General features: G+C 61.4%; 25 protein-coding genes and 1 riboswitch. Of the genes, 11 read left to right on the top strand and 14 right to left on the bottom strand.

Annotation, left to right across the window (positions count from 1 at the left end; translation table 11 throughout):
• Positions 1-147: 147 nt before the first annotated feature.
• Genes LIY45_RS03950 through LIY45_RS03940 form a run of 3 tightly spaced genes read right to left on the bottom strand, consistent with a single transcriptional unit; the run spans position 148 to position 2,208 of the window.
• Positions 148-1,062 carry a LysR substrate-binding domain-containing protein gene (locus tag LIY45_RS03950; protein ID WP_003216822.1) on the bottom strand — a complete coding sequence of 305 codons (915 nt, stop codon included), beginning with the start codon at positions 1,060-1,062 and terminating at the stop codon, positions 148-150.
• 37 nt (positions 1,063-1,099) lie between these two features.
• Positions 1,100-1,642 carry a chromate transporter gene (locus LIY45_RS03945; RefSeq protein ID WP_226475439.1) on the bottom strand — a complete coding sequence of 181 codons (543 nt, stop codon included), beginning with the start codon at positions 1,640-1,642 and terminating at the stop codon, positions 1,100-1,102.
• Complete coding sequence (locus tag LIY45_RS03940; protein WP_226475438.1) at positions 1,642-2,208, bottom strand: chromate transporter; 567 nt, start codon at positions 2,206-2,208, stop codon at positions 1,642-1,644. The genes LIY45_RS03945 and LIY45_RS03940 overlap by 1 nt, the downstream gene beginning before the upstream one ends.
• Before the next feature lie 235 nt (positions 2,209-2,443).
• On the opposite strand from LIY45_RS03940, the gene LIY45_RS03935 reads away from it, so the two are divergent.
• A complete protein-coding gene (locus LIY45_RS03935) occupies positions 2,444-3,061 on the top strand; it encodes a hemolysin III family protein (RefSeq protein WP_003216828.1) in 618 nt (205 codons plus the stop codon).
• Here the strand turns inward: LIY45_RS03935 and LIY45_RS03930 are convergent.
• Positions 3,056-3,958, bottom strand: a complete 903-nt coding sequence (locus tag LIY45_RS03930) for a LysR substrate-binding domain-containing protein (protein WP_226475437.1) — start codon at positions 3,956-3,958, stop codon at positions 3,056-3,058. The genes LIY45_RS03935 and LIY45_RS03930 overlap by 6 nt on opposite strands.
• Before the next feature lie 108 nt (positions 3,959-4,066).
• Here LIY45_RS03930 and LIY45_RS03925 point away from each other — a divergent pair, with 108 nt between their 5' ends.
• From LIY45_RS03925 to LIY45_RS03915, 3 genes are read left to right on the top strand one after another with little or no spacing between them, the layout of a single operon-like run.
• The gene (locus LIY45_RS03925; RefSeq protein ID WP_226475436.1) at positions 4,067-5,308 is read left to right on the top strand and encodes a D-amino acid dehydrogenase; all 1,242 of its coding nucleotides are present in this window, start codon (positions 4,067-4,069) and stop codon (positions 5,306-5,308) included.
• Positions 5,309-5,318: 10 nt separating this feature from the next.
• Positions 5,319-5,672: a RidA family protein gene (locus tag LIY45_RS03920; protein WP_226475435.1), complete on the top strand. Its 354-nt coding sequence runs from the start codon at positions 5,319-5,321 to the stop codon at positions 5,670-5,672.
• Between the two features lie 27 nt (positions 5,673-5,699).
• Positions 5,700-6,602, top strand: coding sequence for a transporter substrate-binding domain-containing protein (locus LIY45_RS03915; RefSeq protein WP_226475434.1), 903 nt, complete (start codon positions 5,700-5,702; stop codon positions 6,600-6,602).
• A gap of 134 nt (positions 6,603-6,736) precedes the next feature.
• On the opposite strand, the gene LIY45_RS03910 is transcribed toward LIY45_RS03915, so the two are convergent.
• A complete protein-coding gene (locus tag LIY45_RS03910; protein ID WP_226475433.1) occupies positions 6,737-7,456 on the bottom strand; it encodes a 16S rRNA (uracil(1498)-N(3))-methyltransferase in 720 nt (239 codons plus the stop codon).
• A gap of 91 nt (positions 7,457-7,547) precedes the next feature.
• On the bottom strand, positions 7,548-8,954 hold the full coding sequence (locus tag LIY45_RS03905; protein ID WP_226475431.1) for an adenosylmethionine--8-amino-7-oxononanoate transaminase: 1,407 nt from the start codon (positions 8,952-8,954) through the stop codon (positions 7,548-7,550).
• A gap of 280 nt (positions 8,955-9,234) precedes the next feature.
• On the opposite strand from LIY45_RS03905, the gene LIY45_RS03900 reads away from it, so the two are divergent.
• Both LIY45_RS03900 and LIY45_RS03895 read left to right on the top strand, forming a co-directional pair.
• Positions 9,235-9,786, top strand: a complete 552-nt coding sequence (locus tag LIY45_RS03900; RefSeq protein ID WP_003216842.1) for a cytochrome b — start codon at positions 9,235-9,237, stop codon at positions 9,784-9,786.
• 32 nt (positions 9,787-9,818) lie between these two features.
• Positions 9,819-10,415: a YceI family protein gene (locus LIY45_RS03895; protein ID WP_003216844.1), complete on the top strand. Its 597-nt coding sequence runs from the start codon at positions 9,819-9,821 to the stop codon at positions 10,413-10,415.
• A 69-nt stretch (positions 10,416-10,484) separates the two neighbouring features.
• Here LIY45_RS03895 and LIY45_RS03890 read toward each other — a convergent pair whose 3' ends face one another.
• The 5 genes from LIY45_RS03890 to ahcY all read right to left on the bottom strand — a co-directional run bounded on the left by LIY45_RS03890 (position 10,485) and on the right by ahcY (position 17,041).
• Positions 10,485-12,356 (bottom strand): DEAD/DEAH box helicase, encoded by a 1,872-nt coding sequence (locus tag LIY45_RS03890; protein WP_226475429.1) that lies wholly within the window; start codon positions 12,354-12,356, stop codon positions 10,485-10,487.
• Between the two features lie 222 nt (positions 12,357-12,578).
• Positions 12,579-13,382: a transporter substrate-binding domain-containing protein gene (locus LIY45_RS03885; RefSeq protein ID WP_226475427.1), complete on the bottom strand. Its 804-nt coding sequence runs from the start codon at positions 13,380-13,382 to the stop codon at positions 12,579-12,581.
• A 70-nt stretch (positions 13,383-13,452) separates the two neighbouring features.
• Positions 13,453-14,535, bottom strand: coding sequence for a hypothetical protein (locus LIY45_RS03880; protein ID WP_226475425.1), 1,083 nt, complete (start codon positions 14,533-14,535; stop codon positions 13,453-13,455).
• Between the two features lie 75 nt (positions 14,536-14,610).
• Positions 14,611-15,456, bottom strand: coding sequence for a methylenetetrahydrofolate reductase [NAD(P)H] (gene metF, locus LIY45_RS03875; protein WP_226475423.1), 846 nt, complete (start codon positions 15,454-15,456; stop codon positions 14,611-14,613).
• Positions 15,457-15,631: 175 nt separating this feature from the next.
• Positions 15,632-17,041, bottom strand: coding sequence for an adenosylhomocysteinase (ahcY, locus tag LIY45_RS03870; RefSeq protein ID WP_064454507.1), 1,410 nt, complete (start codon positions 17,039-17,041; stop codon positions 15,632-15,634).
• A gap of 21 nt (positions 17,042-17,062) precedes the next feature.
• A riboswitch (S-adenosyl-L-homocysteine riboswitch) is annotated at positions 17,063-17,168 on the bottom strand.
• A 198-nt stretch (positions 17,169-17,366) separates the two neighbouring features.
• On the opposite strand from ahcY, the gene LIY45_RS03865 reads away from it, so the two are divergent.
• The 3 genes from LIY45_RS03865 (at position 17,367) to LIY45_RS03855 (ending at position 20,768) form a co-directional block, all read left to right on the top strand.
• A complete protein-coding gene (locus tag LIY45_RS03865) occupies positions 17,367-17,771 on the top strand; it encodes a hotdog domain-containing protein (RefSeq protein ID WP_010167614.1) in 405 nt (134 codons plus the stop codon).
• 97 nt (positions 17,772-17,868) lie between these two features.
• The gene (locus LIY45_RS03860; RefSeq protein WP_226475421.1) at positions 17,869-19,812 is read left to right on the top strand and encodes a patatin-like phospholipase family protein; all 1,944 of its coding nucleotides are present in this window, start codon (positions 17,869-17,871) and stop codon (positions 19,810-19,812) included.
• 68 nt (positions 19,813-19,880) lie between these two features.
• Positions 19,881-20,768: a formate/nitrite transporter family protein gene (locus LIY45_RS03855; RefSeq protein WP_226475419.1), complete on the top strand. Its 888-nt coding sequence runs from the start codon at positions 19,881-19,883 to the stop codon at positions 20,766-20,768.
• On the opposite strand, the gene LIY45_RS03850 is transcribed toward LIY45_RS03855, so the two are convergent.
• The gene (locus LIY45_RS03850; RefSeq protein ID WP_063026575.1) at positions 20,762-22,027 is read right to left on the bottom strand and encodes a sodium:proton antiporter; all 1,266 of its coding nucleotides are present in this window, start codon (positions 22,025-22,027) and stop codon (positions 20,762-20,764) included. The two genes, LIY45_RS03855 and LIY45_RS03850, sit on opposite strands and share 7 nt — an antisense overlap.
• A 157-nt stretch (positions 22,028-22,184) precedes the next feature.
• The gene (locus tag LIY45_RS03845) at positions 22,185-22,697 is read right to left on the bottom strand and encodes an MFS transporter (protein ID WP_226475418.1); all 513 of its coding nucleotides are present in this window, start codon (positions 22,695-22,697) and stop codon (positions 22,185-22,187) included.
• Positions 22,698-22,896: 199 nt separating this feature from the next.
• Here LIY45_RS03845 and LIY45_RS03840 point away from each other — a divergent pair, with 199 nt between their 5' ends.
• Positions 22,897-23,730, top strand: coding sequence for an EamA family transporter (locus LIY45_RS03840; protein WP_226475416.1), 834 nt, complete (start codon positions 22,897-22,899; stop codon positions 23,728-23,730).
• A gap of 31 nt (positions 23,731-23,761) precedes the next feature.
• Positions 23,762-24,148, top strand: coding sequence for an MAPEG family protein (locus tag LIY45_RS03835; protein ID WP_226475414.1), 387 nt, complete (start codon positions 23,762-23,764; stop codon positions 24,146-24,148).
• 141 nt (positions 24,149-24,289) lie between these two features.
• On the opposite strand, the gene LIY45_RS03830 is transcribed toward LIY45_RS03835, so the two are convergent.
• Entirely contained in the window at positions 24,290-25,462 is a 1,173-nt protein-coding gene (locus LIY45_RS03830) for a murein transglycosylase A (RefSeq protein WP_226475412.1), read from the bottom strand.
• Positions 25,463-25,529 lie beyond the last annotated feature (67 nt).

Below are 25,529 nucleotides of genomic sequence, written 5' to 3'. Positions count from 1 at the left end.
TGTCGACCGCTTTTGTGGCGAGGGAGCTTGCTCCCGCTGGAGCGCGAAGCGGTCCCAATGCATTCTTCCTGAAACAACGCGGGCGCTGATTTTACGACTGCTGCGCAGCCGAGCGGGAGCAAGCTCCCTCGCCACAGGTGATCATTGTCAGGTTTGGCGATTGGCATACATCCGGCACTCCGCCAACAGCGCGAGCAAATTCGGGTCGCGCTCCTTGGCTTTCAGAAACACCACGCCAATGTGCTGCTGCAAACGGTAGCGCGGTTGCAGGGGAATCAGTTTGACCCGGTTCTCATACACCGCCGCAATCCGTCCCGGCAGCAGCGCATAGCCCACACCCGAGCTGACCATGCTCAGCAGGGTGAAGATGTCGTTGACCTGCATCGCCACCTTCGGCTCGAACCCTGCCTGCTTGAATACGCGGTTGCCGTCCTGGTGGGTGGCGAAGCCTTGGGTGAGGGTGATGAAGGTGGCATCACGCACGTCCGCCAGGTCGATTTCCTGCTCGCGGTCGAAGGGTGAGTCGGCCGGGGTGGCGAGGAAGATATCGTCGGAGAACAGGGCGATCTGCTCGCAGTCGGGATCGTTGGCGTGCTCGTCGAGGGAGATCAGGATCGCGTCGACTTCCATGTTCTTCAACTTGTAGAGCAAGTCGAAATTTGAGCCGAGGATCAGGTCGATGTTGAGTTCGCTGCGGCGGATCTTCAGGCCCATGATCAACTGCGGCACGGTCTTCACCGTCAGCGAATACAGCGAGCCCAGCTTGAAACGCTCGGCGGAAAAGCCGGCGGCCTCGCGTGTCACCCGCACGCTGTCCACCACGTCCTGCACCAGCTTCTGCGCACGCTCTTCCAGCACATAGGCGCTTTCCAGCGGCGTGAGGTTGCGCCCTTCGTGCTTGAACAGCGGGCAGCGCAGGGCGTTTTCCAGGGAGTGGATCGCCCGGTGCACGCTGACGTTGCTGGTCTGCAATTCAGCCGCCGCCCGCGCCAGGTTGCCGGTGCGCATGAACGCCAGGAAAATTTCCAGCTTCTTGAGGGTGAACTCTTCGTCGATCAGCATGGGCGTGACTCTTGTTCGAATGCCGTCGATTGTGCCCCTAAAACCAGTTCACTCCCAGCCATGCACTGCACAGGCCCAACACCACGCCGAGAATGATCAGCCAGATCGCGTTGAGCCTTGTGTAATACACCACGGCGGCGCTGGCCAAGGTCAGCACCAGGCTGGTGGCATTGTTTTCCAGGCTGTTCATCAGGATGTAGCTGGCGGCCAGGATCAGCCCGATGGAGATCGGCAGCAGGCTGCCTTTGACCCGCTGCACCCACGGTGTTTTGGTGTGTTTTTCCAGCCAGCCGGCGCCGAAGTAGGTCAGCACCGAGCACGGCAGCAGCTTGGCGGTCAGCGCCACCAGCGCGCCCGGCAACCCGGCGGCTTGCTGGCCGATAAACACCAGGAACATGCCATTGGGCCCCGGCAATGCCTGGGACAGGGCGAAGAAGGCGACGAACTGGGCGTCGGTGATCCAGTTCATGTCGGTGACGGTGTAGCGGTGGATATCGCTCAGGGCCACGGTGTTGCCGCCAATCGCCATCAACGACCACAGCGCGCATTGGATCATCAGGTGGAACAGCACGCTCTGCATCAGCCGGCCACCTGCTGCTTGCCCATGAAACTCAAGGCCAGGGAGCTGGGAATGCAGATCAGCAAGACCATCCACAACGGCAGCACCAGCACCGCCATCAACACGAAGGTCAGGACGAACGCGCTGTAATTCGCCAGGGTCCGCGGCATGGCCTTGAGCAGGCGCAGAGTGGTACCTAGCATCAGCCCGGTGGCGATCGGCATGACCGCGCCGAAGATCTGCTGCACCACATCATGGCTCCACCATTTGGCATAGGCGAAGCCGGCCAGCACGGTGATCAGCGAGGGGAACAGATACAAGCCGACCACGGTCACAACCGCACCCGGCAAGCCGTGCAGGCGCCGACCGTAGATGATGCCGACGTTGGCGATATTCGGCCCGGGGAAGAATTGGCCGGTGGTCAGCAACTCGTTGAAACCTTGCTCGCTGACCCACTGCCGGCGGTCGACCATCATCTGCCGCGCCCAGGGCATCACACCGCCGAAGCCAAACAGGCCGACCATGGCGAAGTTGTAAAACAACTGCCACAGACTGGGATGAGGCGGGGCAGGTTCGAGGTCGGGCATGGGCGTTACCGATGAGGGGTTTCTATGTGGGAGCTGGCTTGCCTGCGATAGCGGTGTATCAGCAGCAGATGCATGCCTGACCCACCGCTATCGCAGGCAAGCCAGCTCCCACAGGATGAAGCGAATCATCCATCGGCTCGTGTATTTGGGCAAATGAAGAAAGGTTGTTACCTGATATTGGGTGGGTGACGTCAGAATGGTCTGGGTGATAACGGTTATTCGAGGTGAGTGACACATGTATCACGGGGAACGATTCAATGCCTGGAGCCACTTGCTCGGGGCGGTTGCGGCTTTTGTGGGTGCGGTATGGATGTTGGTGGTGGCCAGTATGGACGGCAACCCCTGGAAGATTGTCAGCGTAGCGATCTACGGTTTCACATTGCTGGTGTTGTACAGCGCGTCGACCGTTTACCACAGCGTGCGCGGGCGCAAGAAAGCGATCATGCAGAAGGTGGATCACTTTTCGATCTACCTGCTGATCGCCGGCAGCTACACGCCGTTTTGCCTGGTGACGCTGCGCGGGCCGTGGGGCTGGACCCTGTTCGGCATTGTGTGGGGGCTGGCGGTGATCGGCATCTTGCAGGAGATCAAGCCACGCTCCGAGGCGCGGATCCTGTCGATCGTGATCTACGCCGTGATGGGCTGGATCGTGCTGGTGGCGGTCAAGCCGCTGATTGCTGCGCTGGGCCCCACGGGTTTTGCCTGGCTGGCGTCGGGCGGGGTGCTGTACACCGTGGGCATTATTTTCTTTGCCCTGGAGGACCGCCTGCGGCACTCCCACGGGATCTGGCATTTGTTCGTGATCGGCGGCAGCCTGCTGCATTTCGTGGCGATCATGGGGTACGTGTTATAGCCGGTCCAATTGCTCCTGGGCCCGGCTGCCGAAGATCTCCAGCAGGCTCGCCAGCATATGCGGCGGCGGTTCGTCGGCGCGGGTCAGGGCGTACAAGGTGATTGGCAGCGGCGGCGCCAGTGGGCGAATGCAGGTGCTGGTCGGTGATGCGCCGAGGGCGGTGAACGGATCGATCACCGCCAGCCCGGCACCGGATTCGACCATGGCCCTGGCCAGGGAATAGGTCTGCACTGCGATGCTGACCCGTGGCGGTGGATCGACCGCTTCCAGGTAGCTGTCCAGCTTCGCCGACAACGGGTCGGCGCTGGACAGGCCAATCAACGGCGCGCCCGCCAGGGCCATCAGCGGCAACGGCTTGCCCAGCTCGCTTTCCTTCCAGTAACCCTGCGGTGCCAGCGCCACAAGCACGCCGTGGGCCAACGGCTGGGCGCTCAGCCCTGGGTGATCGGGCGGTTGCAGCGTCAGTGCCACATCGACTTCACGCATCAACAGGTTTTGCACCAGCTCGCGGCTGTGGGCGCTGGACAGCTCGCAGGCGATGTCCGGGTAGCGTTGGGTCCATTCGCGGATGGCCGGCGGCAGCAACGACAGGGCCAGCGCCGGTGTGGCGCCGATACGCAGGCGCTGGCCCGGCTCGCGGCGCAGGTTCTGCGCCAGGCGCCGTACGCCTTGCAGGCTTTCGGTCACCTTGTCGACCTCCCGCTCCAGCGCCAACGCTTCCGGCGTCGGCTGCAACTTGCCACGTATGCGCAGGAACAGCGGGAACCCCAGTTGCAACTCGGCGTGCTGCAACACCTTGCTCACCGCCGGCTGCGAGACATGCAGCAGCTGGGCGGCGGCGCTGATGGAGCCGGTCTGGCGGATGGCCTGGAAGATTTCGATATGACGCAAGCGCATGGGCAGTCCATAACCTTTGTTTATGGGTGACCCATCTTTATTCATTGTCCCGCCGCTGTCACCTGCCTCTAACCTTCAAGCCTGACATCGCACGGTTAAGGGACACACATGGCTCAGCAGGTTTGCATCATCGGTGGTGGGGTTATCGGCCTGGCGAGTGCCTACGCCCTGGTGCGTGCCGGTATGCAGGTGACGGTGGTCGAGGCTCGGGAAACCCTGGGCAGCGAGACCAGTTTCGCCAACGGCGGGCAGCTGTCCTACCGCTATGTCGCGCCGCTGGCCGACAAGGGCGTGCCGCTGCAAGCCATTGGCTGGATGCTGCGCGGTGACTCGCCGCTGAAGCTGCGCCCGCGCATGGACCCGGCACAGTGGCGCTGGATGGCCTCGTTCCTGGGCGCCTGCCGTGGCTCGGTGAACCAGCGCAATGCGGCTCATCTGCTGCGCCTGGCGTCCCTGAGCCAGGGCACCCTGCAACGCTGGCGTGAAGAGGACCAACTGGGCGGCTTCCACTGGCGGCGCAACGGCAAGCTGGTGACCTTTCGCAGCCTCGACAGCTATGAACGCGCGCTGAATAAAGTGACGGACCCGTTGCAGCAACAAGTGCTCTCGGCGGCGGATTGTGCAAGGCTGGAGCCGACCCTGGACAGCGCCAGTTTTGCTGGCGGCATCTATACGCCCAATGAAGAAGTTGGCGACTGTCACGCGTTCTGCCAACAACTGACGGCGCGCCTTGAGGCGTCGGGGCGTTGCACGTTCCTGCTGGGGCGCAAGGTGACCCGGATCCATCATCATGGGGGCCGGGTACACTTGATCGAGATGGGTGAGCAGGCCCTGCCGGTGGAACACCTGGTGCTGGCCGCCGGGCACCGCGGCCCCGAGCTGGCCTTGCCCGGCATGTCGCTGCCGGTCTACCCCCTCAAGGGCTACAGCCTGAGCGTGCCGATTGGTGCGCAGCATCAGGCGCCGAACATCAGCATCACCGACTACGACCGCAAGATCGTCTACGCGCGCATCGGTGAGCAACTGCGGGTGGCGGCGATGGTGGACATCGTTGGCTTCGACACCCGCCTTGAACCCAAGCGCCTGGCACTGATTAAGCGTCAGGCACTTGAGACGTTCCCGCTGGCCGGAGATTACTCGCAGGCGGTCGAATGGGCCGGCATGCGCCCGGCCACGCCCACCGGCGTGCCGCTGATTGGTGCCAGCGCCTATAGCAATCTGTGGCTTAACCTCGGCCACGGCGCCCTCGGGTTTACCCTGGCTTGCGGCAGCGGCCAGGTGCTGGCCGAGTTGATTGGCCGGCACACCACTTCCATTGATATGCAGGGCTTCGCGCCCCGTGCCGCTTGAGGATATTTCGATGAGCATCACCCGAATCAACAGCAACAGTCGCCTGTCTGGCGCCGTGGTGTTTCAGGACCTGGTGTTTTTGTCCGGCCAGGTGCCGGGGGACGGCCGCGATGTGAAGACCCAGACCGAAGAGGTGTTGGCCAAGATTGATGCGCTGCTGGCGGAGGCCGGCAGCGACAAGGATCATCTGCTGAATGCGACCCTCTACCTGAACAATATCCAGGAGGGTTTTGCCCCGATGAATGAAGCCTGGTCCGCCTGGCTATCGCCGGGGCAGGCACCGACGCGTACCACGTTGCAGGCGCAGTTGGCGCGACCGGATGTGCTGGTCGAGATCAGTGTCATTGCGGTGCGCCGTACCTGAACCTTTAAACACCAACGGAGAATAACAATGCAAAAAATCACGTTGATCGGCTGCACCCTGGGGCTTTTATTGGGGGCTCAGGCCCACGCCAACGAGGCCCCCCTGGAAGGCACACTGAGCAAGATCGCCAACGCCAAGAGCATCACCCTCGGCTACCGCGATGCCTCGGTGCCGTTTTCCTATGTGGGTGACCACAGCGGCAAGCCGATGGGCTATTCGGTGGAGCTGGCGAACAAGATCGTCGAGCGCATCCAGCAGAAAATCGGGGTGCCGAAGCTCAACGTGAAGTACAACCTGGTGACTTCCCAGACCCGCATTGCCCTGGTGCAAAACGGCACCGTGGACCTGGAATGCGGTTCCACCGGCGTGACCGCCGAGCGGCAGAAACAGGTGGCGTTTTCCTACGGGTTTATCTATGTGAAAGGCCAGTTGCTGACCGCCAACGACAGCGGCATCAAAAGCTTCGCCGACCTGCAGGGCAAGAACGTAGTGACCACCGCCGGCACCACCAACGAACGGTTCCTCAAGAGCTACAACGTCGACCACAAACTGAACATGTCGGTGATCAGCGCCAAGGACCATGGCGAAGCCTTCCAGATGCTGCAATCGGGTCGGGCGGCGGCGTTCTACATGGACGACGCATTGCTCTACGGAGAACGCGCCAAGGCCAAGGACCCGCACAAGTGGGTGGTGGTGGGGGAAGAGCAGTCGCGGGAAATCTACAGCTGCATGGTGCGCAAGGACGATCCGCAGTTTCTCGCGGTGGTCAACGAAACCCTGGCCGGGCTGTACAGCTCGGGGGAGATCAACGGGATTTACCAGCGCTGGTTTGAACAGCCGATTCCGCCCAAGGGCCTGAACCTGGAATTCCCGATGACCAGTGAGTTGAAGGCGATTATTGCGACGCCTGTGAGTGACCCGGTGGAGTAGTGGAGTGGAAACCCGATCAAAATGTGGGAGCTGGCTTGCCTGCGATAGCGGTGTATCAGCAACATAGGTGTAGCTGACCCACCGCTATCGCAGGCAAGCCAGCTCCCACATTTGATTGGGTTTGCACGGCGGGTTTAGAAGTCGCCCCAGAGTTGTTGAGCCACCGCCAGCGCCACGACCGGCGCGGTTTCGGTACGCAGTACGCGTGGGCCCAGGCGTGCAGAATGAAAACCCGCGCCTTGTGCCGTCTCGACTTCGCCATCGGTCAAGCCGCCTTCCGGCCCGATCAGGAAGGCCAGGCTTCCCGGCTTGGCGTGGCTCACCAGCGGCTCGGCTACCGGGTGCAGCACCAACTTCAAATCCGCTTCGGCCTGCTTCAACCAATCTGCCAGCAACAGCGGTGGGTGAATCACCGGCACCCGCGAGCGACCGCACTGCTCGCACGCGCTGATCGCCACCTGGCGCCAGTGCTGCAGGCGTTTGTCGGCGCGTTCGTCCTTGAGGCGCACTTCGCAGCGGTCGCTGAAGATCGGGGTGATTTCATTCACCCCAAGCTCGGTGGCTTTCTGGATCGCCCAGTCCATCCGCTCGCCACGGGACAGGCCCTGGCCGAGGTGAATCTGCAAGGGCGATTCGACCTGCCCGGCAAAGGCCTCGGTGACTTGCACCACTACGCGTTTTTTACCGACTTCCAGCAAGCTGGCGCGAAACTCCTGGCCGGAACCGTCGAACAGTTGCACGGCGTCGCCTTCGCTCATGCGCAACACGCGGCTGATGTAATGCGCCTGGGCCTCCGGCAACTCGTGGTCGCCAAGGCTCAGGGGGGCGTCGACAAAAAAGCGGGACAGTCTCATTTCTGTTCTCGGAAGAAATACAAAACCTGTGGGAGCCGAGCTTGCTCGCGATCGCGGCAGCCCGTGCACCCGATTAATCAAGTGAACTCCATCAGCCCGGATCACGAAACCCCGGGTGGAAATCCTTGAGCACCGCCACGCTGACCTTGCTGTGGGTGGCGATATCAATCCCTTCGCTGGCCACTTCAGCCAGGAAGTCGATCTGCTCCGGGGTGATCACGTAGGGCGGCAGGAAATACACCACGCTGCCCAATGGCCGCAGCAACGCGCCACGCTCCAGGGCATGCTCGAACACCTTCAGGCCACGGCGTTCCTGCCACGGGTAGGCGGTCTTGGTGGCCTTGTCCTGCACCATCTCGATGGCCAGCACCATGCCGGTCTGGCGCACTTCCGAAACGTGGGGATGATCCACCAAGTGCGCGGTGGCGGTCGCCATGCGCTGGGCCAGGGCCTTGTTGTTTTCGATGACGTTGTCTTCTTCGAAGATATCCAGGGTCGCCAGGGCCGCCGCACAGGCCAGCGGGTTGCCGGTGTAGCTGTGGGAATGCAGGAAGGCGCGCAGGGTCGGGTAGTCGTCGTAGAAGGCGTCGTACACATCGTCGGTGGTGACCACCGCCGCCAATGGCAGGTAGCCGCCGGTCAGGGCCTTGGACAGGCACAGGAAGTCCGGGCGGATGCCGGCCTGTTCACAGGCGAACATCGTGCCGGTGCGGCCAAAGCCCACGGCGATTTCGTCGTGGATCAGGTGCACGCCATAGCGGTCGCAGGCCTCGCGCAGCAGCTTGAGGTACACCGGGTGGTACATGCGCATGCCGCCGGCGCCCTGGATCAGCGGTTCGACGATCACGGCGGCCACGGTGTCGTGGTTGTCGGCGAGGGTCTGCTCCATGGCCAGGAACATGTTCCGGGAATGTTCTTCCCAGCTCATGCCTTCGGGGCGCAGGTAGCAGTCCGGGCTCGGCACCTTGATGGTGTCCAGCAGCAAGGCCTTGTAGGTTTCGGTGAACAGCGGCACATCGCCTACCGACATCGCGGCGATGGTTTCGCCGTGATAGCTGTTGGTCAGGGTGACAAAGCGCTTTTTGTTCGGCAGGCCACGGTTGAGCCAATAGTGAAAGCTCATCTTCAGCGCGACTTCGATGCACGACGAACCGTTGTCGGCATAGAAGCAGCGGGTCAGGCCTTCGGGGGTCATCTTCACCAGGCGTTCGGACAGTTCGATCACCGGCTGGTGGCTGAAACCGGCGAGGATCACGTGTTCCAGCTGGTCCACCTGGTCCTTGATACGCTGGTTGATGCGCGGGTTGGCGTGGCCAAACACGTTGACCCACCAGGAGCTGACGGCGTCGAGGTAGCGTTTGCCTTCGAAGTCTTCCAGCCAGATGCCTTCACCGCGCTTGATCGGGATCAACGGCAGTTGCTGGTGGTCTTTCATCTGGGTGCAGGGATGCCACAGCACTGCAAGGTCGCGTTGCATCCACTGATTATTCAAACCCATGTTCATTCTCCTCGAAGCGGCTCGCGACGTGCGCGGGCGAAACAATCGCGCAAGCCTATGCAATGCAGACCTGTGTCACAACCCATTGCGAGTCTGAAGGGTAAATTGGTGGTAAACGCAGGACAGTCCGTCACGTTTCTTCTGGATAGTCCTTAATCTCTTGTTAACTTACTCTGCATACGCTCTTGATCGTATTTCTCGATATTTCAAAGCGAAATTTTCCGCTTTAATTCGATAGGTAAATCGATAGTCTTGCCACAGCTCTTACGGGATTTGGGACATGCAACTACGTAATTCACCGGCGCGCTATGGCTGGGTCAGCATCGTTTTGCACTGGGGCGTGGCCCTGGTGGTGTTCGGTCTGTTCGCATTGGGCCTGTGGATGGTCGGCCTCGACTACTACAGTGCCTGGCGCAAAGACGCCCCGGACCTGCACAAAAGCATCGGCATCACGCTGTTCGCCATCATGCTCGTGCGGATCGTCTGGCGCCTGGTCAGCCCGCCGCCGCCACCGCTTGCCAGCTATAGCCGCATGACGCGTCTGGGGGCTGCGTTTGGCCACGCATTCCTGTATCTCGGGCTGTTTGCCGTGATGATTGCCGGTTACCTGATTTCCACCGCAGACGGTGTCGGGATCCCGGTGTTTGGCCTGTTTGAGATTCCTGCACTGGTTTCCGGGCTACCGGACCAGGCAGACACCGCAGGCGTGGTGCATTTGTACCTGGCCTGGGTATTGGTGGTGTTCGCCGGCCTGCATGGCGTGGCCGCGTTGAAACACCATTTCATTGATCGTGATGTGACCCTGGTTCGTATGCTGGGGCGCAAAGCCTGATGTTCAACCTCGACTCACAAGGAATAGAAAGCATGTTGAAAAAGACTCTCGCCGCTCTGGCCATCGGTTCTGCCCTGCTGACTGCCGGTCAGGCGATGGCGGCTGACTACGTTGTCGACAAGGAAGGCCAGCACGCCTTCGTTGACTTCAAGATCAGCCACTTGGGCTACAGCTTCATCACCGGTACCTTCAAGGACCTGGACGGCAAGTTCAGCTTCGATGCTGCCAAGCCTGAAGACAGCAAGATTGAGTTCAACGTCCGTACCGCCAGCGTGTTCACCAACCACGCCGAACGTGACAAGCACATCGCCAGCAAAGACTTCCTGGACGTTGGCAAGTTTGCCGACGCCAAGTTCGTCTCCACCAGCGTCAAGACCACCGGCAAGAATGCCGCTGGCCAAGTCACTGCAGACGTGACCGGCGACCTGACCTTCCACGGCGTGACCAAGCCGATCGTCGTCAAGGCGACCTTCCTGGGTGAAGGCAAGGATCCATGGGGCGGCTACCGTGCCGGCTTTGAAGGCACTACCTCCTTCAACCGCCAGGACTTCGGCAAGCAGATGGACCTGGGCCCAGCGTCCAACAACGTTGAGCTGTACGTGACGTTTGAAGGTGTGAAAGCGAAGTAATTTTCGCCAGCCACACAAAAATGCCCCGGATCTCGCGATCCGGGGCATTTTTTATGGCGCTTTGAAAACTCAGCGGTTGCGGGTCAGCAACGCCGGTTTTTCACCACGTGGACGGCCCGGCAGTTGATCCAACTGCTCAGGTGTCAGCGTGCGATCGCTTTTCGACTCTTTGTGGATGATCTTCGGTGCCGGGCCGCCGCGCGGGTTTTGCACCGCTGGCTCAGACAGGCGAGGTTGATCATCACGGGCCGGACGACGGTTGCGCGACTCTTCACGACGGGCCTGGCCGTCACGGGGTGCACCGTTGCGCGGGCCGCTGCGCTTGGCCGGCGGGGTGCCGGTGGTGGCGCCGTTGCTGCTGCGCGGACCGTTCTGGCGACCTTGTGGCTGGCCGCCGGTGCGGGGTGCGGAACCTGCGCCTGCGCCCTGGGCTGGAGCGCCCGGACGACGACCACGACCCTGGGCCGGCTTGGCCTGGGGCACGTAGTCAACGCGGTTACCGAAGTTGTCTACGTCGTCGTCCAGGAACTCGTCCGGAGCACGGTCGGCAGCAGCACGTGGCGGCTGGCTCGGCTGGCGCTGTTCGCGGGCCGGGGTGCCTTCACGGGGCTTTTGCTCACGGGCCGGGCGTTCGCCACGGCCATTGGTCGCAGCCTTGTCCTTGCCGCCCTTGTCCTTGCCCTTGTCTTTACGACCGCCACCACCGCCGCCGCCGTTCGGGCCACGTGGGTTGTTGCGCGGGTTGCGCACGTCCGGACGCTCGCGCACTTCAGGCTTCTCAGCCTCAACGGTGCTGGAGTCGAAGCCCATCAGGTCGCCATCGGCGATTTTCTGCTTGGTCATGCGCTCGATGCTTTTCAGCAGCTTTTCTTCGTCCGGTGCGACCAGGGAAATGGCCTCGCCCGAACGACCGGCCCGGCCGGTACGGCCGATACGGTGCACGTAGTCTTCGTCGACGTTTGGCAGCTCGAAGTTGACCACGTGGGGCAGTTGGTCGATATCCAGGCCGCGAGCGGCGATGTCGGTGGCGACCAGGATGCGCACTTCACCGGCCTTGAAGTCGGCCAGGGCTTTGGTGCGGGCGTTCTGGCTCTTGTTGCCGTGGATGGCGACGGCGGTGAGGCCGTGCTTGTCCAGGTACTCGGCCAGGCGGTTGGCGCCGTGCTTGGTGCGGGTGAACACCAGCACCTGTTCCCACGCGCCGGCGGTGATCAGGTGGGCCAGCAGCGAACGCTTGTGAGCGGCCGGCAGGCGGAATACGCGCTGCTCGATACGTTCGACCGTGGTGTTCGGCGGCGTGACTTCAATACGCTCCGGGTTGTGCAACAACTTGCCCGCCAAAGCGGTGATGTCGTTGGAGAACGTGGCCGAGAACAGCAGGTTCTGGCGTTTGGCCGGCAGGCGCGCGAGGACCTTTTTCACGTCATGGACAAAGCCCATGTCGAGCATGCGGTCGGCTTCGTCCAGCACGAGGATTTCCACGTGGGACAAGTCGACGCTGCCTTGGCCGCACAGGTCGAGCAAACGACCCGGGCAGGCAACCAGTACGTCGACACCACGGGACATGGCCTGAACCTGTGGGTTCATGCCGACGCCGCCGAAGATGCAGGCGCTGACGAACTTCAAGTCGCGGGCATACAGCTTGAAGCTGTCATGCACCTGGGCGGCGAGTTCGCGGGTAGGGGTCAGGACCAGTACGCGCGGTTGGCGCGGGCCGTGACGCTGGGATTTGTCCGGGTGACCGTTGGGGAACAACCGCTCCAGGATCGGAAGGGCGAAGCCGCCGGTTTTACCAGTACCTGTCTGAGCCGCAACCATCAGGTCGCGGCCTTGCAACACGGCGGGAATGGCCCGCTGTTGCACCGGAGTAGGCTCGGTATAGCCCGCTGCCTCGATGGCGCGGACTAAAGCCTCGGAGAGACCGAGGGAAGCAAAGGACATGAGTAATCCTGTTTTAGTTAGGGCTTGGCCCAGAGGGATAGTCTTGCCTGGCGTGAATGGCGTTTAGATGAACGCAATCCCGTCCGGTCCTGCTGGGGCTGGCAGGCACTCAGACGGCTCGCGCGGGCTTGAAAGCTGCGCTGTAGCGGGGTCGGGTGCCTTTTGCAAGACCGAAGCGTCCGGGCGTAAGCCTGGCGGAAAGGCCGGAGTATAACAGAGCAATCACTTCGCGCTGCTTTCCTGCTGCTCAACGGTGCTGGCAGGCAGGGCTGATGCGCTGGTTTGGAGGCTCGCACCGGCATATTTGGCGCTCAAGGCCGCGTAGGCCGGCTCTTGTTTGAAGCGTCTGAGCTCGGCGGCAAAGCGTTGCACCAGCAAGTCCATGCCGGCACCCCGGCGCACGGCCAGGAATTGTGGCTGGCTGCTGACCACCTGGGGCGCCTGGGTGATCTGGTCCTCAAGTCCGAGGGCCTTGAGCACATGCTGGCCGACCCGGCGGTCTGTGATGACCAGGTCGATCCGCCCGAGGGCGAGCTTGCCGAAGTTGGCCTCGTGGCTGGCGGCCGGCTCCTGCTTGAACAGGGTGGACTCGCTGAACTCGGCGCCATAGAGGTAACCCGGCGACGTGCCGATGGTCAGGCCGCGCAGGTCGTCGAAGGATTGGAAAGGATGCGGGCGCTCGTTGGCATAGAACAGCACGAACTCCACGTCGGACAGCGGCTCGCTGGGGTACAGCAGCACCGCATCGCGTTCGTGGCTGTGGAAAATATCCAGCGCGCCGTCGGCCTGGCCCTGGTCGAGCATCGCCAGGCAGCGCTTCCAGGGCAGAAATTGCCACTCCACATCGATGCCCAGGCGCTGGAATACGATCACCGTGGTCTCGTAGTCGAGCCCGCGCATGGTGCCGTTGTCGTCATACACGTAAGGCGCCCAGGGCTCGGTGACAATACGCAGTTTCTCGCCGTGGGCACTGAGGCTCAGGCAAGCGAAAAGAACAGCAGTCAACAACCGGAAAGTGACAGGCATGCCCTGAGATTACGACTGTATCGGGCTAAAGAGAAGCTCTGGCACAGCGATCTGCGGGCGCCCGCACGGTTTACTTGCCCGGAGATTTGATCAGGTGTTCGTAGATTGCCTCGCGCCGTTCGCCGAGGATCAGCCGCACCACGGGATCGGCAAACCAGTGCTCCAGCAGGTGGGCATCCACCGGGCGACCCTGGCGCTCTTCCTGATTTTGTCGGGCCTTGTCCCACCAAACCGGGCCACACGCCTGGTCGAACTCGTTCTCATGTTCATAGCAACCGTAGAGAATTTCCCGGATGAACTGCTGCTGGTGCTTGGGCAATGCCAGGGTAATCAGCTTGTACATCAGCCGTTGCAGGCGCGGCGGGCGGGGCAGGTGGGCGGAGACCTGGCGGGTATCGTCCAGGGCCGTGGCGCTGGTGGGGTTCGCCCCGTGCTTGGTGATCCACGCCTTGACCTTGGCGCGGAACAGCTGCTTGCGGCTCCAGTAGTGGTGGATCAGGTCCGGGCATTCGCGCACATTGAGGGTGCGATAGGCGGCAATGGACAGGCAGAACTCTTCCAGGGTGTAGGCGCCCTGGGCGTGGGGGAACAGTTCGTCCATCAACTCGATCGAGCGGTCGAGGATGTGCGCGTCCTGCTGCGTCAGGCCCATGACCCCGGAGTTGAGGGTCATCATGTCGTCGTCGGCCACGCCCATGTCCAGCAGGCGCTGGTACAAGGCGCTGTACAGAATGCTTTCGTGGTTGTCACCGTACTTGGTGTAGAAGGCGTTGCACAGCAGGGTGCCGGGCTGCACGCGCTCAAACAGCGCCAGGGGCGAATGGTGGAAAAACGTGTCGGTGTCGATCAGCAGCGCCACTTCCGACTCTTGCAACACTTGCCGCAGCACCACGTGCTTGGTGCGGAAGTGGTAGCCATGGGGCTCGCTCCAGCGTTTGCGCGTGGCTTCATCCAGCGGGCGCACCCGTACCGGCAGCAAGCGATAGGGCTCGGGGTTGTCGCTGAAGACCTGGATGTCGATGCCAGCATCCGGCGTATCCCGCAGGAAAGCCAGGGCGCTGGCGATGCTGAATACCGCTTCCTGATGGTAAGTCTCGGCGCCGAATACCAGGTAGACCAGTTGCGGGCGGGACGTCGGGGCGGTTGTATTCATGGACTGCAGGATTCCGTGGGCGTTTAGAACGGCAAAGGCCCTCATTATGAGGGCCTTTGTATTTCGGAACAGACCTTAGCGTGGCAGCTTCAGGTTGTTCCAGACAGCGAGGCTAGGCTCAGCCTGGTTCAGGGTATAGAAGTGCAACCCTGGCGCGCCACCTTGCAACAATTGTTCGCACATCTCGCTGATGACCTGCTCGCCGAACGCCTGGATGCTCTTGACGTCGTCGCCGTAGGCTTCCAGTTGTTTGCGAATCCAGCGCGGGATTTCAGCACCGCAGGCGTCAGAGAAGCGCGCCAGTTTGCTGTAGTTGGTGATCGGCATGATACCCGGCACGATCGGGATAGTTACACCCATCGCTTGTACACGCTCAACGAAGTAGAAGTAGCTCTCTGCGTTGAAGAAGTACTGGGTGATCGCGCTGTTGGCGCCGGCGTTGGCCTTGCGCACGAAGTTCCGCAGATCGTCTTCGAAATTGCGCGCCTGGGGGTGCATCTCCGGGTAAGCGGCCACTTCGACATGGAAGTGATCGCCGGTTTCTTCACGGATGAAGCTCACCAGGTCATTGGCGTAGCGCAGCTCGCCGCTGGCCATGCCCATGCCGGACGGCAGGTCACCGCGCAGGGCGACGATGCGCTTGATGCCGGCTTGCTTGTATTGGGTCAGCAGGCTGCGCAGGTCGGCCTTGCTGTCGCCCACGCAGGACAAATGCGGAGCAGCAGGGACTTTGATTTGGCTTTCCAGCTGCAGCACGGTGTTGATCGTACGATCGCGGGTGGAGCCACCGGCACCGTAGGTGCAGGAGAAGAAATCGGGGTTGAAGCTGGCCAACTGCTTGGCAGTCGCCATCAGTTTTTCATGCCCAGCATCGGTCTTGGTCGGGAAGAACTCGAAGCTGTAGCGACGGTCTTGGGACATGGTCATACCTATGGAAACTCATAAAGCCAGAAGGTGTACACCGTCAATGTGGGAGCGGGCTTGTGTGGGAGCCGGGCTTGCCCGCGATGCAGGCACCTCGGTGCGTCAGTCACACCGAGGTGATGCTATCGCAGGCAAGCCAGCTCCCACTTAAAGCCGGTGCCTACAGTAGGACTTAGTAGCGGTAAGCGTGCGGCTTGAACGGGCCTTCGACCGTCACGCCGATGTAGTCGGCCTGGGTCTTGGTCAGTTGAGTCACGACGCCGCCGAAGCCGCGGACCATTTCCAGGGCCACTTCTTCGTCGAGTTTCTTCGGCAGTACTTCCACGGTCAGGCGCTCGGCTTTCTGGGCGGGCGACAGGTCGGCGTATTTCTGGCCGAACAGGAAGATCTGGGCCAGTACCTGGTTGGCGAACGAGCCATCCATGATGCGGCTTGGATGGCCAGTGGCGTTGCCCAGGTTGACCAGACGGCCTTCGGCCAGCAGGATCAGGTAGTCATCGTTCTGTGGGTCGAAATCACCCGCGCCGGTACGGTGAACCTTGTGCACCTGTGGCTTCACTTCTTCCCATGCCCAGTTCTTGCGCATGAAAGCGGTGTCGATTTCGTTGTCGAAGTGACCGATGTTGCACACCACGGCGCGCTTTTTCAGGGCCTTGAGCATGTTTGCATCGCACACGTTCACGTTGCCGGTGGTGGTCACGATCAGGTCGATCTTGCCCAGCAGGGCTTTGTCGATGCTGGCTTCGGTGCCGTCATTGACGCCATCGATGAACGGCGAAACCACTTCGAAACCGTCCATGCAGGCTTGCATGGCGCAGATCGGGTCAACTTCGGAAACCTTGACGATCATGCCTTCCTGACGCAGGGACTGGGACGAACCCTTGCCCACGTCACCGTAGCCGATCACCAGCGCTTGCTTGCCGGACAACAGGTGGTCGGTACCGCGCTTGATCGCATCGTTCAGGCTATGACGGCAGCCGTACTTGTTGTCGTTCTTGCTCTTGGTCACCGAGTCGTTGACGTTGATGGCCGGGATTTTCAGCTCGCCCTTGGCCAGCATGTCCAGCAGACGGTGAACGCCGGTGGTGGTTTCTTCGGTCACGCCGTGGACGCGGTCGAGGATCTGCGGGTACTTCTTGTGCAGCAGCTCGGTCAGGTCGCCGCCGTCGTCGAGGATCATATTGGCGTCCCATGGCTTGCCATCCTTGAGGATGGTTTGCTCCAGGCACCACTCGTACTCTTCCTCGGTCTCGCCTTTCCAGGCGTAAACAGCGATCCCGGCAGCAGCGATAGCGGCAGCGGCCTGGTCTTGAGTCGAGAAAATGTTGCAGGACGACCAGCGTACTTCGGCACCCAGGGCCACCAGGGTTTCGATCAGCACGGCAGTCTGAATGGTCATGTGGATGCAGCCGAGGATCTTCGCACCCTTGAGCGGCTGCTCAGCGGCGTACTTGCGACGCAGGCCCATCAGGGCTGGCATTTCGGATTCGGCGATAAAAGTTTCGCGACGGCCCCAGGCAGCGAGGGACATGTCGGCGACTTTGTAGTCGGTAAAACCTGCAGGCGTGATTACAGCGCTCATGAAGAGCCTCCATTCGTAGTGTGCGAATGGGCGCCGTTGTGCGTTTAGTATCCAGCTGGCTAACCAGGCCGGACAACGCCCCATCCGAGCCTGACAGGTCGAGCCTGCTGCAGCGCCCCTCGGACAGGTGGCGGGAGAACGGTATCAATCGAAGATGACCGTTTTGAAGCGGAGGCGATTATAGCCGCCTGCGCCTGACTTCTAAAGCCTTTCTGTCGGCGGCATGAAGATCGCTCATGGGGTTGATAGGCAATGGCTCATAGAGCTTGGGCCCGGCCTCTGCCATGATGTTGCCCATCATTTCGCAACACGCTTTGGAGTGAACATGAACTTCCACACCCGCAAATGGGTAAAACCCGAAGACCTCAACCCCAACGGCACCCTGTTCGGTGGCAGCCTGCTGCGCTGGATCGACGAAGAAGCGGCGATCTACGCGATTGTCCAGTTGGGCAACCAGCGGGTGGTGACCAAGTACATCTCTGAAATCAACTTCGTCAGCGCCTCGCGCCAGGGCGACATCATCGAACTGGGCATCACCGCCACCGAGTTCGGCCGCACCTCCATCACCTTGACCTGTGAAGTGCGTAACAAGATCACCCGCAAGAGCATCCTGACCGTGGAAAAAATGGTCTTCGTGAACCTGGGTGAAGACGGTTTGCCGGCGCCCCATGGCCGTACCGAGATCAAGTACGTCAAGGATCAGTTCCAGGAAGACGGCATCAGCGAATAACCCGGAGCCGGGGTGATTCTTTACTGAATCGTTCCGGTCGGATCGTTTCCGGGCTCTCTCGTCACTCAGGACTACCTCCTGAAGAGAGAACCCGCGTATGCAATTACCTAAAACCTCGCAAAGCCAACCTGCCGTGGCGCCGGCCATCAAGCGTCCCGAAACCTCTGCGGCGCCCGCTAAAACTGCAAACACTACCCTGGTAGAGAACGCAGGCGAGCGCAAACTGACCCTCGCTCGCACCAGCAGTGGGCAGACCGAGGTGCTGTTATCACCGGGGCCGATCAAGCATCTTGTACTCAGCGGCGGCGGGGCCAAGGGCATTGCCTTTCCGGGTGTCGTGCAGGCGCTTGAAGAAAACAAAGCCTTGGCAGGCATCAAGGTTATTTCCGGTTCGTCTGCGGGTGCGATCTCCGCCGCCTTACTGGCCAGTGGCATGGACGCGAAGGCGTTCGAAACGCTTTCCAACAACCTTGATCTCCCTGAACTGCTGAACAGCAAAAACCCTCTGGTGGCGTGGCTGCAAAATACCAGTTCCAAACTCGGCAAGCTCGCTGGGCGCTTGCCCGGCGCCGCTGGCAATATTTCCCAACTGCTATTCACGATGCTGCCGCGCCTGCAAACCGAAGCGCAGCCGCTTGAGGAGTTGGTGCGTAACGAGTCACGCAAGTCGATTCTGGCGCACATCGCCAAGACGCCCAGGCAGACCCGTCCCGCCGAGGTCATGAAGATTGCCGACAAACTCAGCGCCGGTGGAGCACCCACCTTTGGCGATCTGGCGGTGTTGAGCCGGCACATTCCTGCGATCAAGCAGCTGAACATCACTGGCACCGGCATGTTTGACGGGCGACCGCAGTTGGTGGTGTTCAACGCCAGCCTCACGCCGGACATGGACATCGCCCGGGCGGCGCATATTTCGGGTTCGCTGCCGGTGCTGTTCAAGAGCCCGACCGAAAAAGGCCACGGCTTCCAGGCGTCAGCCGAAGAGACCGCGTTCAAGGATGGCGGCCTGCTGCTCAATACGCCCGCCTCGGGTGTGGTTGACCCTGCGTTTCCAGAAAGCCCTTTGAGCAAGGCCGAGTCGCTGGTGATCGACTTCGAGTCCGAGGCTCCCGCCAGGCCCAAAGACCGCGGCGGCATTGGCGATAGCCTGGTCGACGGCATCACCGACACGCCCCACTCGGCTGCCCAGGCCTATCAAAACGTCCGACTCAAGGACGTGGCAGATCAGAGCGTGACGCTGCCCCTGAATACCGACAAGGGTGATTTTCGCAGCCTGCTCAACGGCACGGTGAATTTCACCATGACTGCCGAGCAGAAGAAAAATCTACAGATGCTGGCCCGCAAGGCGGTCGAGACCCACATGGAGAGCCGTGCCACAGTGCGTGAGCAGCATCAATTCGGCTCATTGGACGAAGCCGTACTGGCCATGGACGACGAGATGTTTGCCAGTGCGCAGGCAGCCCTGGAAAAGGACAGGGCCGCAGGCGATGTGCTGCAGTTTCGAAAGAGCGCCACCCAGGTTTTGCAGGCCCTGGATAACGCTATCGCCGAAGCCAATCAGGCAAAGGACACATTGACGATCACGCCGAAGATCGCATCTGCCTTGCGTAACCTGGATGCGCTCGCCCGCCGGCCTGAGCATGTGGAATGGCTGGGGCGGCGACTGAACGCCGTGGGCAGTCCCAATTTCCAACAGCTTCTGCAAGTCATGGCCAAGCCATCGGGTGATAAGGTCACGATGTCCAAGGTCATGATCCACGCGGTTGCCGAGATGAAACGGCGCGATATCTCGCTGATTGCCGGCAACTTCACGCGGGAGGTGATCTACCCGTCGCTGTTCCGCCCAGGCCAGCCGGACTCCAATGTCGCCTTGTTGCGCCAGGCCGAATATGACCTGTCAAAGGTCACGACGCCGGCCGAGTTCAACCGGGTGCTCGACAACATCATCAACCACTATGTGGCGCGCAATAAACCCTGGAAGACGCCACTCAGTTCCACCACCGTCGAAATGGCCAGGGCATGGCGCCTGCCAGTTAAGTGATAGGGCCACTGAACAGCCCTGAACGCCGCGTGTCGTAGCTAAAAGCACGCAACGGACTCAGGAACGCCATGGCCACTGATAAAGACGGTAAGACTCCCAACCTGTCGCAGGAAGAGCAACACGACGTCGACAAGAACCAGCCGCCTCGCGCGGCGGTTCTGCATGAAATCATCCGCACTCAAGGCGACCAGGAACTGGAGCGCAGCGTGGCTGCGCTGTGGTGGTCGGCGCTGGCCGCCGGCCTGACCATGGGCCTGTCCTTGATGGGCATGGGCCTGCTGAACTCGCGCCTGCCGGATGGCGAAGAGTTCAAGGTGATCGCCAGTTTTGGTTACTGCGCCGGCTTTCTTGCCGTGATCCTCGCGCGCCAGCAGTTGTTCACCGAAAACACCCTGACGGCGGTGCTGCCGGTGATGAGCAAGCCAACCCTGGGCAATGCCGGGCGCTTGTTGCGCCTGTGGACGGTGGTGCTGGTGGGCAACCTGTGCGGCACCTTGCTGGTGGCGTACGTGATGCTGCACCTGCCGATCTTCGACACCAAGACCGACCTGGCCTTCCTTGAAATAGGGCGCAAGGTCATGGAAAACGACCCCGGCCAGATGTTCGCCAAGGGCATTGTGTCCGGCTGGATGATCGCCACCATGGTGTGGATGATCCCGTCCATGGAGAGTGCCAAGATCTGGATCATCATCCTGATCACCTACCTGATGGCGCTGGGGGATTTCACCCACATCGTGGTGGGCTCGGCGGAAGTGTCGTATCTGGTATTTGCCGGCGAGCTGCCGTGGAAAGACTTCTGGCTGGTGTTCGCCGGGCCGACGCTGGCGGGCAATATCATCGGCGGCAGCTTTATCTTTGCACTGATCAGCCATGCCCAGATTCGCAGTGAAAGCAGCTTGCCGGGCAAGGCTGCTGCGGACCCGAGGCATCCGCAGCAGATCAAAAAGGATCAGTGAGTCTCCGGCACCGCAGCAGGCGCTGGCTCATCCTTGGTCACATGCTTGACCAGCTTGCCGATGCTCAAGCCCTGCAACAGGATGGACGACAGCACCACGATGTAGGTGATGCTCAGCAGCAAGTCGCGCTCCGGGCCCAGCGGCAGGGCCAGGGCCAGTGCCACGGAAACCCCGCCGCGCAAGCCGCCCCAGGTGAGGATGCGGATGGTGCCGCGGGGCACTGTGCGCCAGCGCCGCAGCAGCAGGATCGCCGGGGCCACCGTCAACAGGCGTGACAACAGGATCGCCACCGCCAGCAAACTGGCCGCCAACACGTGCAGCCAGTTGAACGGCAACAGCAAAAGCTCCATGCCGATCAGCGCGAACAGCAGGGCGTTGAGCATGTCATCGAGCAGCTCCCAGAAACCGTCCAGGTAGCGGCGGGTCATGTCGTTCATTGCCAGCTTGCGGCCCAGGTTGCCGATGATCAGCCCGGCGACCACCATCGCAATCGGTGCCGAGACGTGCAGCTCGGTGGCCATCGCCGAACCGCCGATCACCAGGGCGAGGGTCAGCATCACTTCAATCTGATACTGCTCGATGCTCTTGATCATCAGGTACACGATGTAGCCGATCAGCCCGCCGAACACCACGCCACCAATCGCCTCATGGGCAAACAGCATGGCCGTGGCGCCGACGGTAGGCGTCTCACCCAGTTGCGCGATGCCCAGCAACACGGTGAACACCACCACCGCCGTGCCGTCGTTGAACAGGCTTTCGCCGACGATGGTGGTTTTCAGCGGTTTCGACGCGTTGGCGGTCCGCAGCACACCGAGTACGGCAATCGGGTCGGTGGGAGAAATCAGCGCACCGAACAGCAGGCAGTACAGGAAGCTCACATGCCAGCCGAACAGGGCAAAGATGTAGAAGGCCAGGCTGCCGATCACCACCGTGGCGATCAATACGCCGAAGGTGGCGAGCAGGCCGATGGGCCAGCGGTAGCTGCGCAGGTCGCTCAGGTTCACGTGCAAGGCGCCGGCGAACAGCAGGAACGAGAGCATCCAGTTCATCAGCAAGTCGCCGAAGTCGATCTGGCCGATCAACTGCTGGATGCGCTCTTCAAGGCCGGGGTAGCCGATAAAGCTCAAGCCTTGCAGCAGCAGGGAAAACATCAGCGCCGTCACCATCACACCGATGGTGGGCGGCAGGCCGATGAAGCGGTAGTTCACGTAGGTGAGCAGGGTGGTCAGGCAAATAAACGCAGCGACAAGTTCAAGCATCCGGGGTCCTTGGATGGAGGAGTGAGTGGAGATCAACTGTGGGAGCTGTCGAGCCCCAGCGAGGCTGCGATGGCATCACCTGGGTGAGCCTGCAAGACCGCAGCGTCTGCATCGCAGCCTCGCTAAAGCTCGACAGCTCCCACACAGAACACATTTATCAGTTGGGTACGTTGACCGCAGTTGTACTGCGACGTTGCAGGTAAATGAAGAAAAGTGCCGCCAGCACCGTCAGGCAGCCCAGCAGTGCGCCGGTCCACGGCAGGTCTGACAGGTCCACACCGCTGGCCACCACCCTCCCGCCGATCCAGGCGCCGGCAGCGTTGCTCAGGTTGAAGGCGCTTTGGTTCAACGCCCCATGACACAGCGCGGTGACCACCCGGGCGGCCATCAGCGTCGCGTAGTTCGGCGCCAAGGCGCACAGCACATTGCCAAGGATGAACATCACGGTCATGCCCAGCAGCGTGGCCTTGCGCGGCATGTTGGCAGTGCCGATCGCCAGGATCGGTGCGCCGAACACCACGCCGAGGGCGTAGCCGGTGATCAGCAGGCCGGCGTTTGGAATGCTTACGGACAGGTCGCGGGCGACATCGGGCAACAAGCCCATGATGACAAACTCGGTGGTACCGATGCCAAAGGCGGCAACGGCCAGTGCAAGCAGGGCGAGCGGCATGCGAGGATCTCCTGTCGGTAATCGTGACGCTCTGATCAGGCATACGCATGCCGAGGCCCGGATCGGGGGAGATCGGGCAGCAGCAGAAATTTATAGGTATAGGTCTTTGCGCAACTGAGTGCGGCGTGGTCGGCTTTAGTATAAACAGGTGCTGAAATATGGCGAATCAATTCTGCTTTTTATGACTGGGGAGTCACCGGTGATTGCAACAGCTCTGGTACTGGTAGCGGCGTTGTTGCATGCGACGTGGAACACCTTGATCAAATTCAGCGGCGAGCGCCTGTTGGTCATCGCATGCATGGACACGGTGGCGTTGTTGTTTGTGGTGCTGGCGGTGGGGTTTGTATCGTTTCCGCCGCTGGAAATCTGGCCGTGGATCATCGCCTCGGCACTGTTTGAATTGCTCTACCGCTACCTGCTGATCCAGGCCTATCGCGTCGGTGACCTGGGCTTGGTGTACCCGCTGATGCGTGGCTTGTCGCCTTTGGTGGTGCTGGCGTTGACGTTGGTGTTTGCCGGTGAGGTGCTCAGTACCCAGCAGATTCTTGGCATTCTGCTGATTCCGTTCGGCATGCTGTGCCTGTTGTGGCAGGGCGGCGGTGGCGATCGGTTGCCTTGGTCGATGCTGCCGGTGGTGGCGTTGATCGGCCTGTGCATCGGTTGCTACACCTTCCTCGATGGCCAGGCGTTGCGCCGTTGGTCGCACCCGCTGGACTACCTGGTGTGGCTGACCCTGATCAGTGCGTGGCCGTTTCCGTTGCTGGCGGTTGTGCGCAAACGGGCGGCGTTCGGGCTGTTCTGGCGCACGCAATGGCGACTGGGGCTGAGTGTCGGGTTGTGCGTGTTGTTGAGCTACGCTCTGGTGCTTTGGGCCATGCAGTTGGGCTCGATTGCCGAGGCTGCCGCGCTGCGGGAAGTCAGCGTGATCCTGGTGGTGCTGTTCGGCATGCGTTACCTGAAAGAACCTTTCGGCCGCCCACGGCTCATAGCCTGCGGGTTGGTGCTGATCGGCATGTTCGTGATGAAACTCTAACCGTCGGACAAAACTAAAAAAGGAATGGGTTATGACAGTCGCTTTCTGGTGTGTGTTGATCGCTATTTTTCTGCCGTACCTGTGCACGGGCGTGGCCAAGTTCAGCGGCGGCAAGTTCGGGCCCCGGCAGAACCATGACCCGCGAGCTTTCCTGGAAACCCTCGAGGGGTTCGCCAAGCGTGCCCACAGTGCGCAACTCAACAGCTTTGAAGTGACCCCGGCCTTTGCGGCGGCGGTGATCATTGCCCATTTGGCCGGCGCTGCGTCGCTGGTGACGATCAACGTGCTGGCGGTGCTGTTTATTACCAGCCGGCTGCTTTACATCATCTGCTACCTGGCGGACTGGGCAATCCTGCGGTCGCTGGTGTGGGCGGTGGGGATGGCGTTGATTGCGAGTTTCTTCTTTGTCTCGATCTGAAGCCTGACACTGTTCAAATGTGGGAGCGGGCTTGCTCGCGAATGCGGGGGATCAGTCGATACATCCGGTGACTGACACACCGCATTCGCGAGCAAGCCCGCTCCCACACAAGCCCGCTTCCACATAGGTCAGTGGTGTTATTCAGGTTCCTGTCGGCGCGTCCGGCACTTTCGGCAGCGCTGCGCCTTTCGGCCACAGCATCCAGATCTGGCCCTGCTGTTTCATGTTGCCCGCCAACTCGCCGGCAGCCTCGCCGGTTCCCCAGAACAGGTCGGCCCGCACTTCGCCGGTAATTGCACCACCGGTATCCTGTGCGGCCACGGGGCGGGCAATCGGCGCGCCATCCGGTCGCGTAGTCGATAGCCACAACAAGCTGCCCAGCGGAATTACCTTGCGGTCCACCGCGACGCTATAACCCGCCGTCAGTGGCACGTTCAGCGAGCCACGGGGGCCTTCGTTGCTGTCGGGGCGGGCGCTGAAGAACACGTAGCTGGGGTTGCTTGCCAGCAATTCAGGAATGCGCTGCGGATGCGCCTTGGCCCAGGCCGCGATGGCGCCCATGGTCACGTCTTCTTTTTTCAGCTCGCCTTGCTCCACCAGCCAGCGGCCGATGGGGCGGTACGGGTAGCCATTCTGGTCGCCGTAACCGACACGCAATTGGCGGCCATCGGCCAGTTGGATGCGGCCCGAACCCTGAATCTGCAGGAATTGCAGGTCCATCGGATTGGTAAGCCAGGCGATGGGCTTGGCGGTGGAGCCTTGCTGGTTGATGGCGGCAGCGTCGTCATAGGGTTTGAGTACCCGACCTTCCAGGCGGCCGCGCAGGCGTTTGCCCTTGAGCTCCGGGTAGATGCTTTCCAGGTTGACGATGATCAGGTCATCCGGCACGCCGAACACCGGCACATGGGCGGTGGCGGTTTCGGTCAGGCTGCCGGGGTAAACCGGTTCGTAGTAGCCGGTGATCAGGCCGTTGGGGCTGTTGTCGGCCGAGCGCAGGCCGTAGACATCGAGGTTGGCCTTGAGGAAATCGCGAATTGCCATTGCCGTCGACGGCACAGTGGCCGATGCCGCGCACGTCGTGCCCCACACCGGGTCAGCCTTGAGTCGTTGACAGGCACTGCGCCAGGATTCAAAACCGGCTTGCAGGTCGCTGTCAGACACGGCTGGCAGGTTTTCCCAGGTAGCGCCGACGTAGGTGGCGATGGCGTGGGGCTTGGCTTTTTCGTCCTTGCCGGTGTCGCAACCGGCCAGCAACGCGATCATTGGCAGAGCCCACGCCAGGCGGCGGCTCCAGGGTTTAAAGCGGCTACTCATACAATCAATTCCTGAAGCGATTGCCCGCGCTGGTTGGTGCTCGAGCAACCCTTATTATTAATGGGGG

Origin of the sequence: Pseudomonas sp. MWU16-30323 (assembly GCF_020515595.1) — a bacterium.
Taxonomy (GTDB): Bacteria; Pseudomonadota; Gammaproteobacteria; order Pseudomonadales; family Pseudomonadaceae; genus Aquipseudomonas; species Aquipseudomonas yamanorum.
This window is presented reverse-complemented; position numbering and strand designations above follow the sequence as displayed.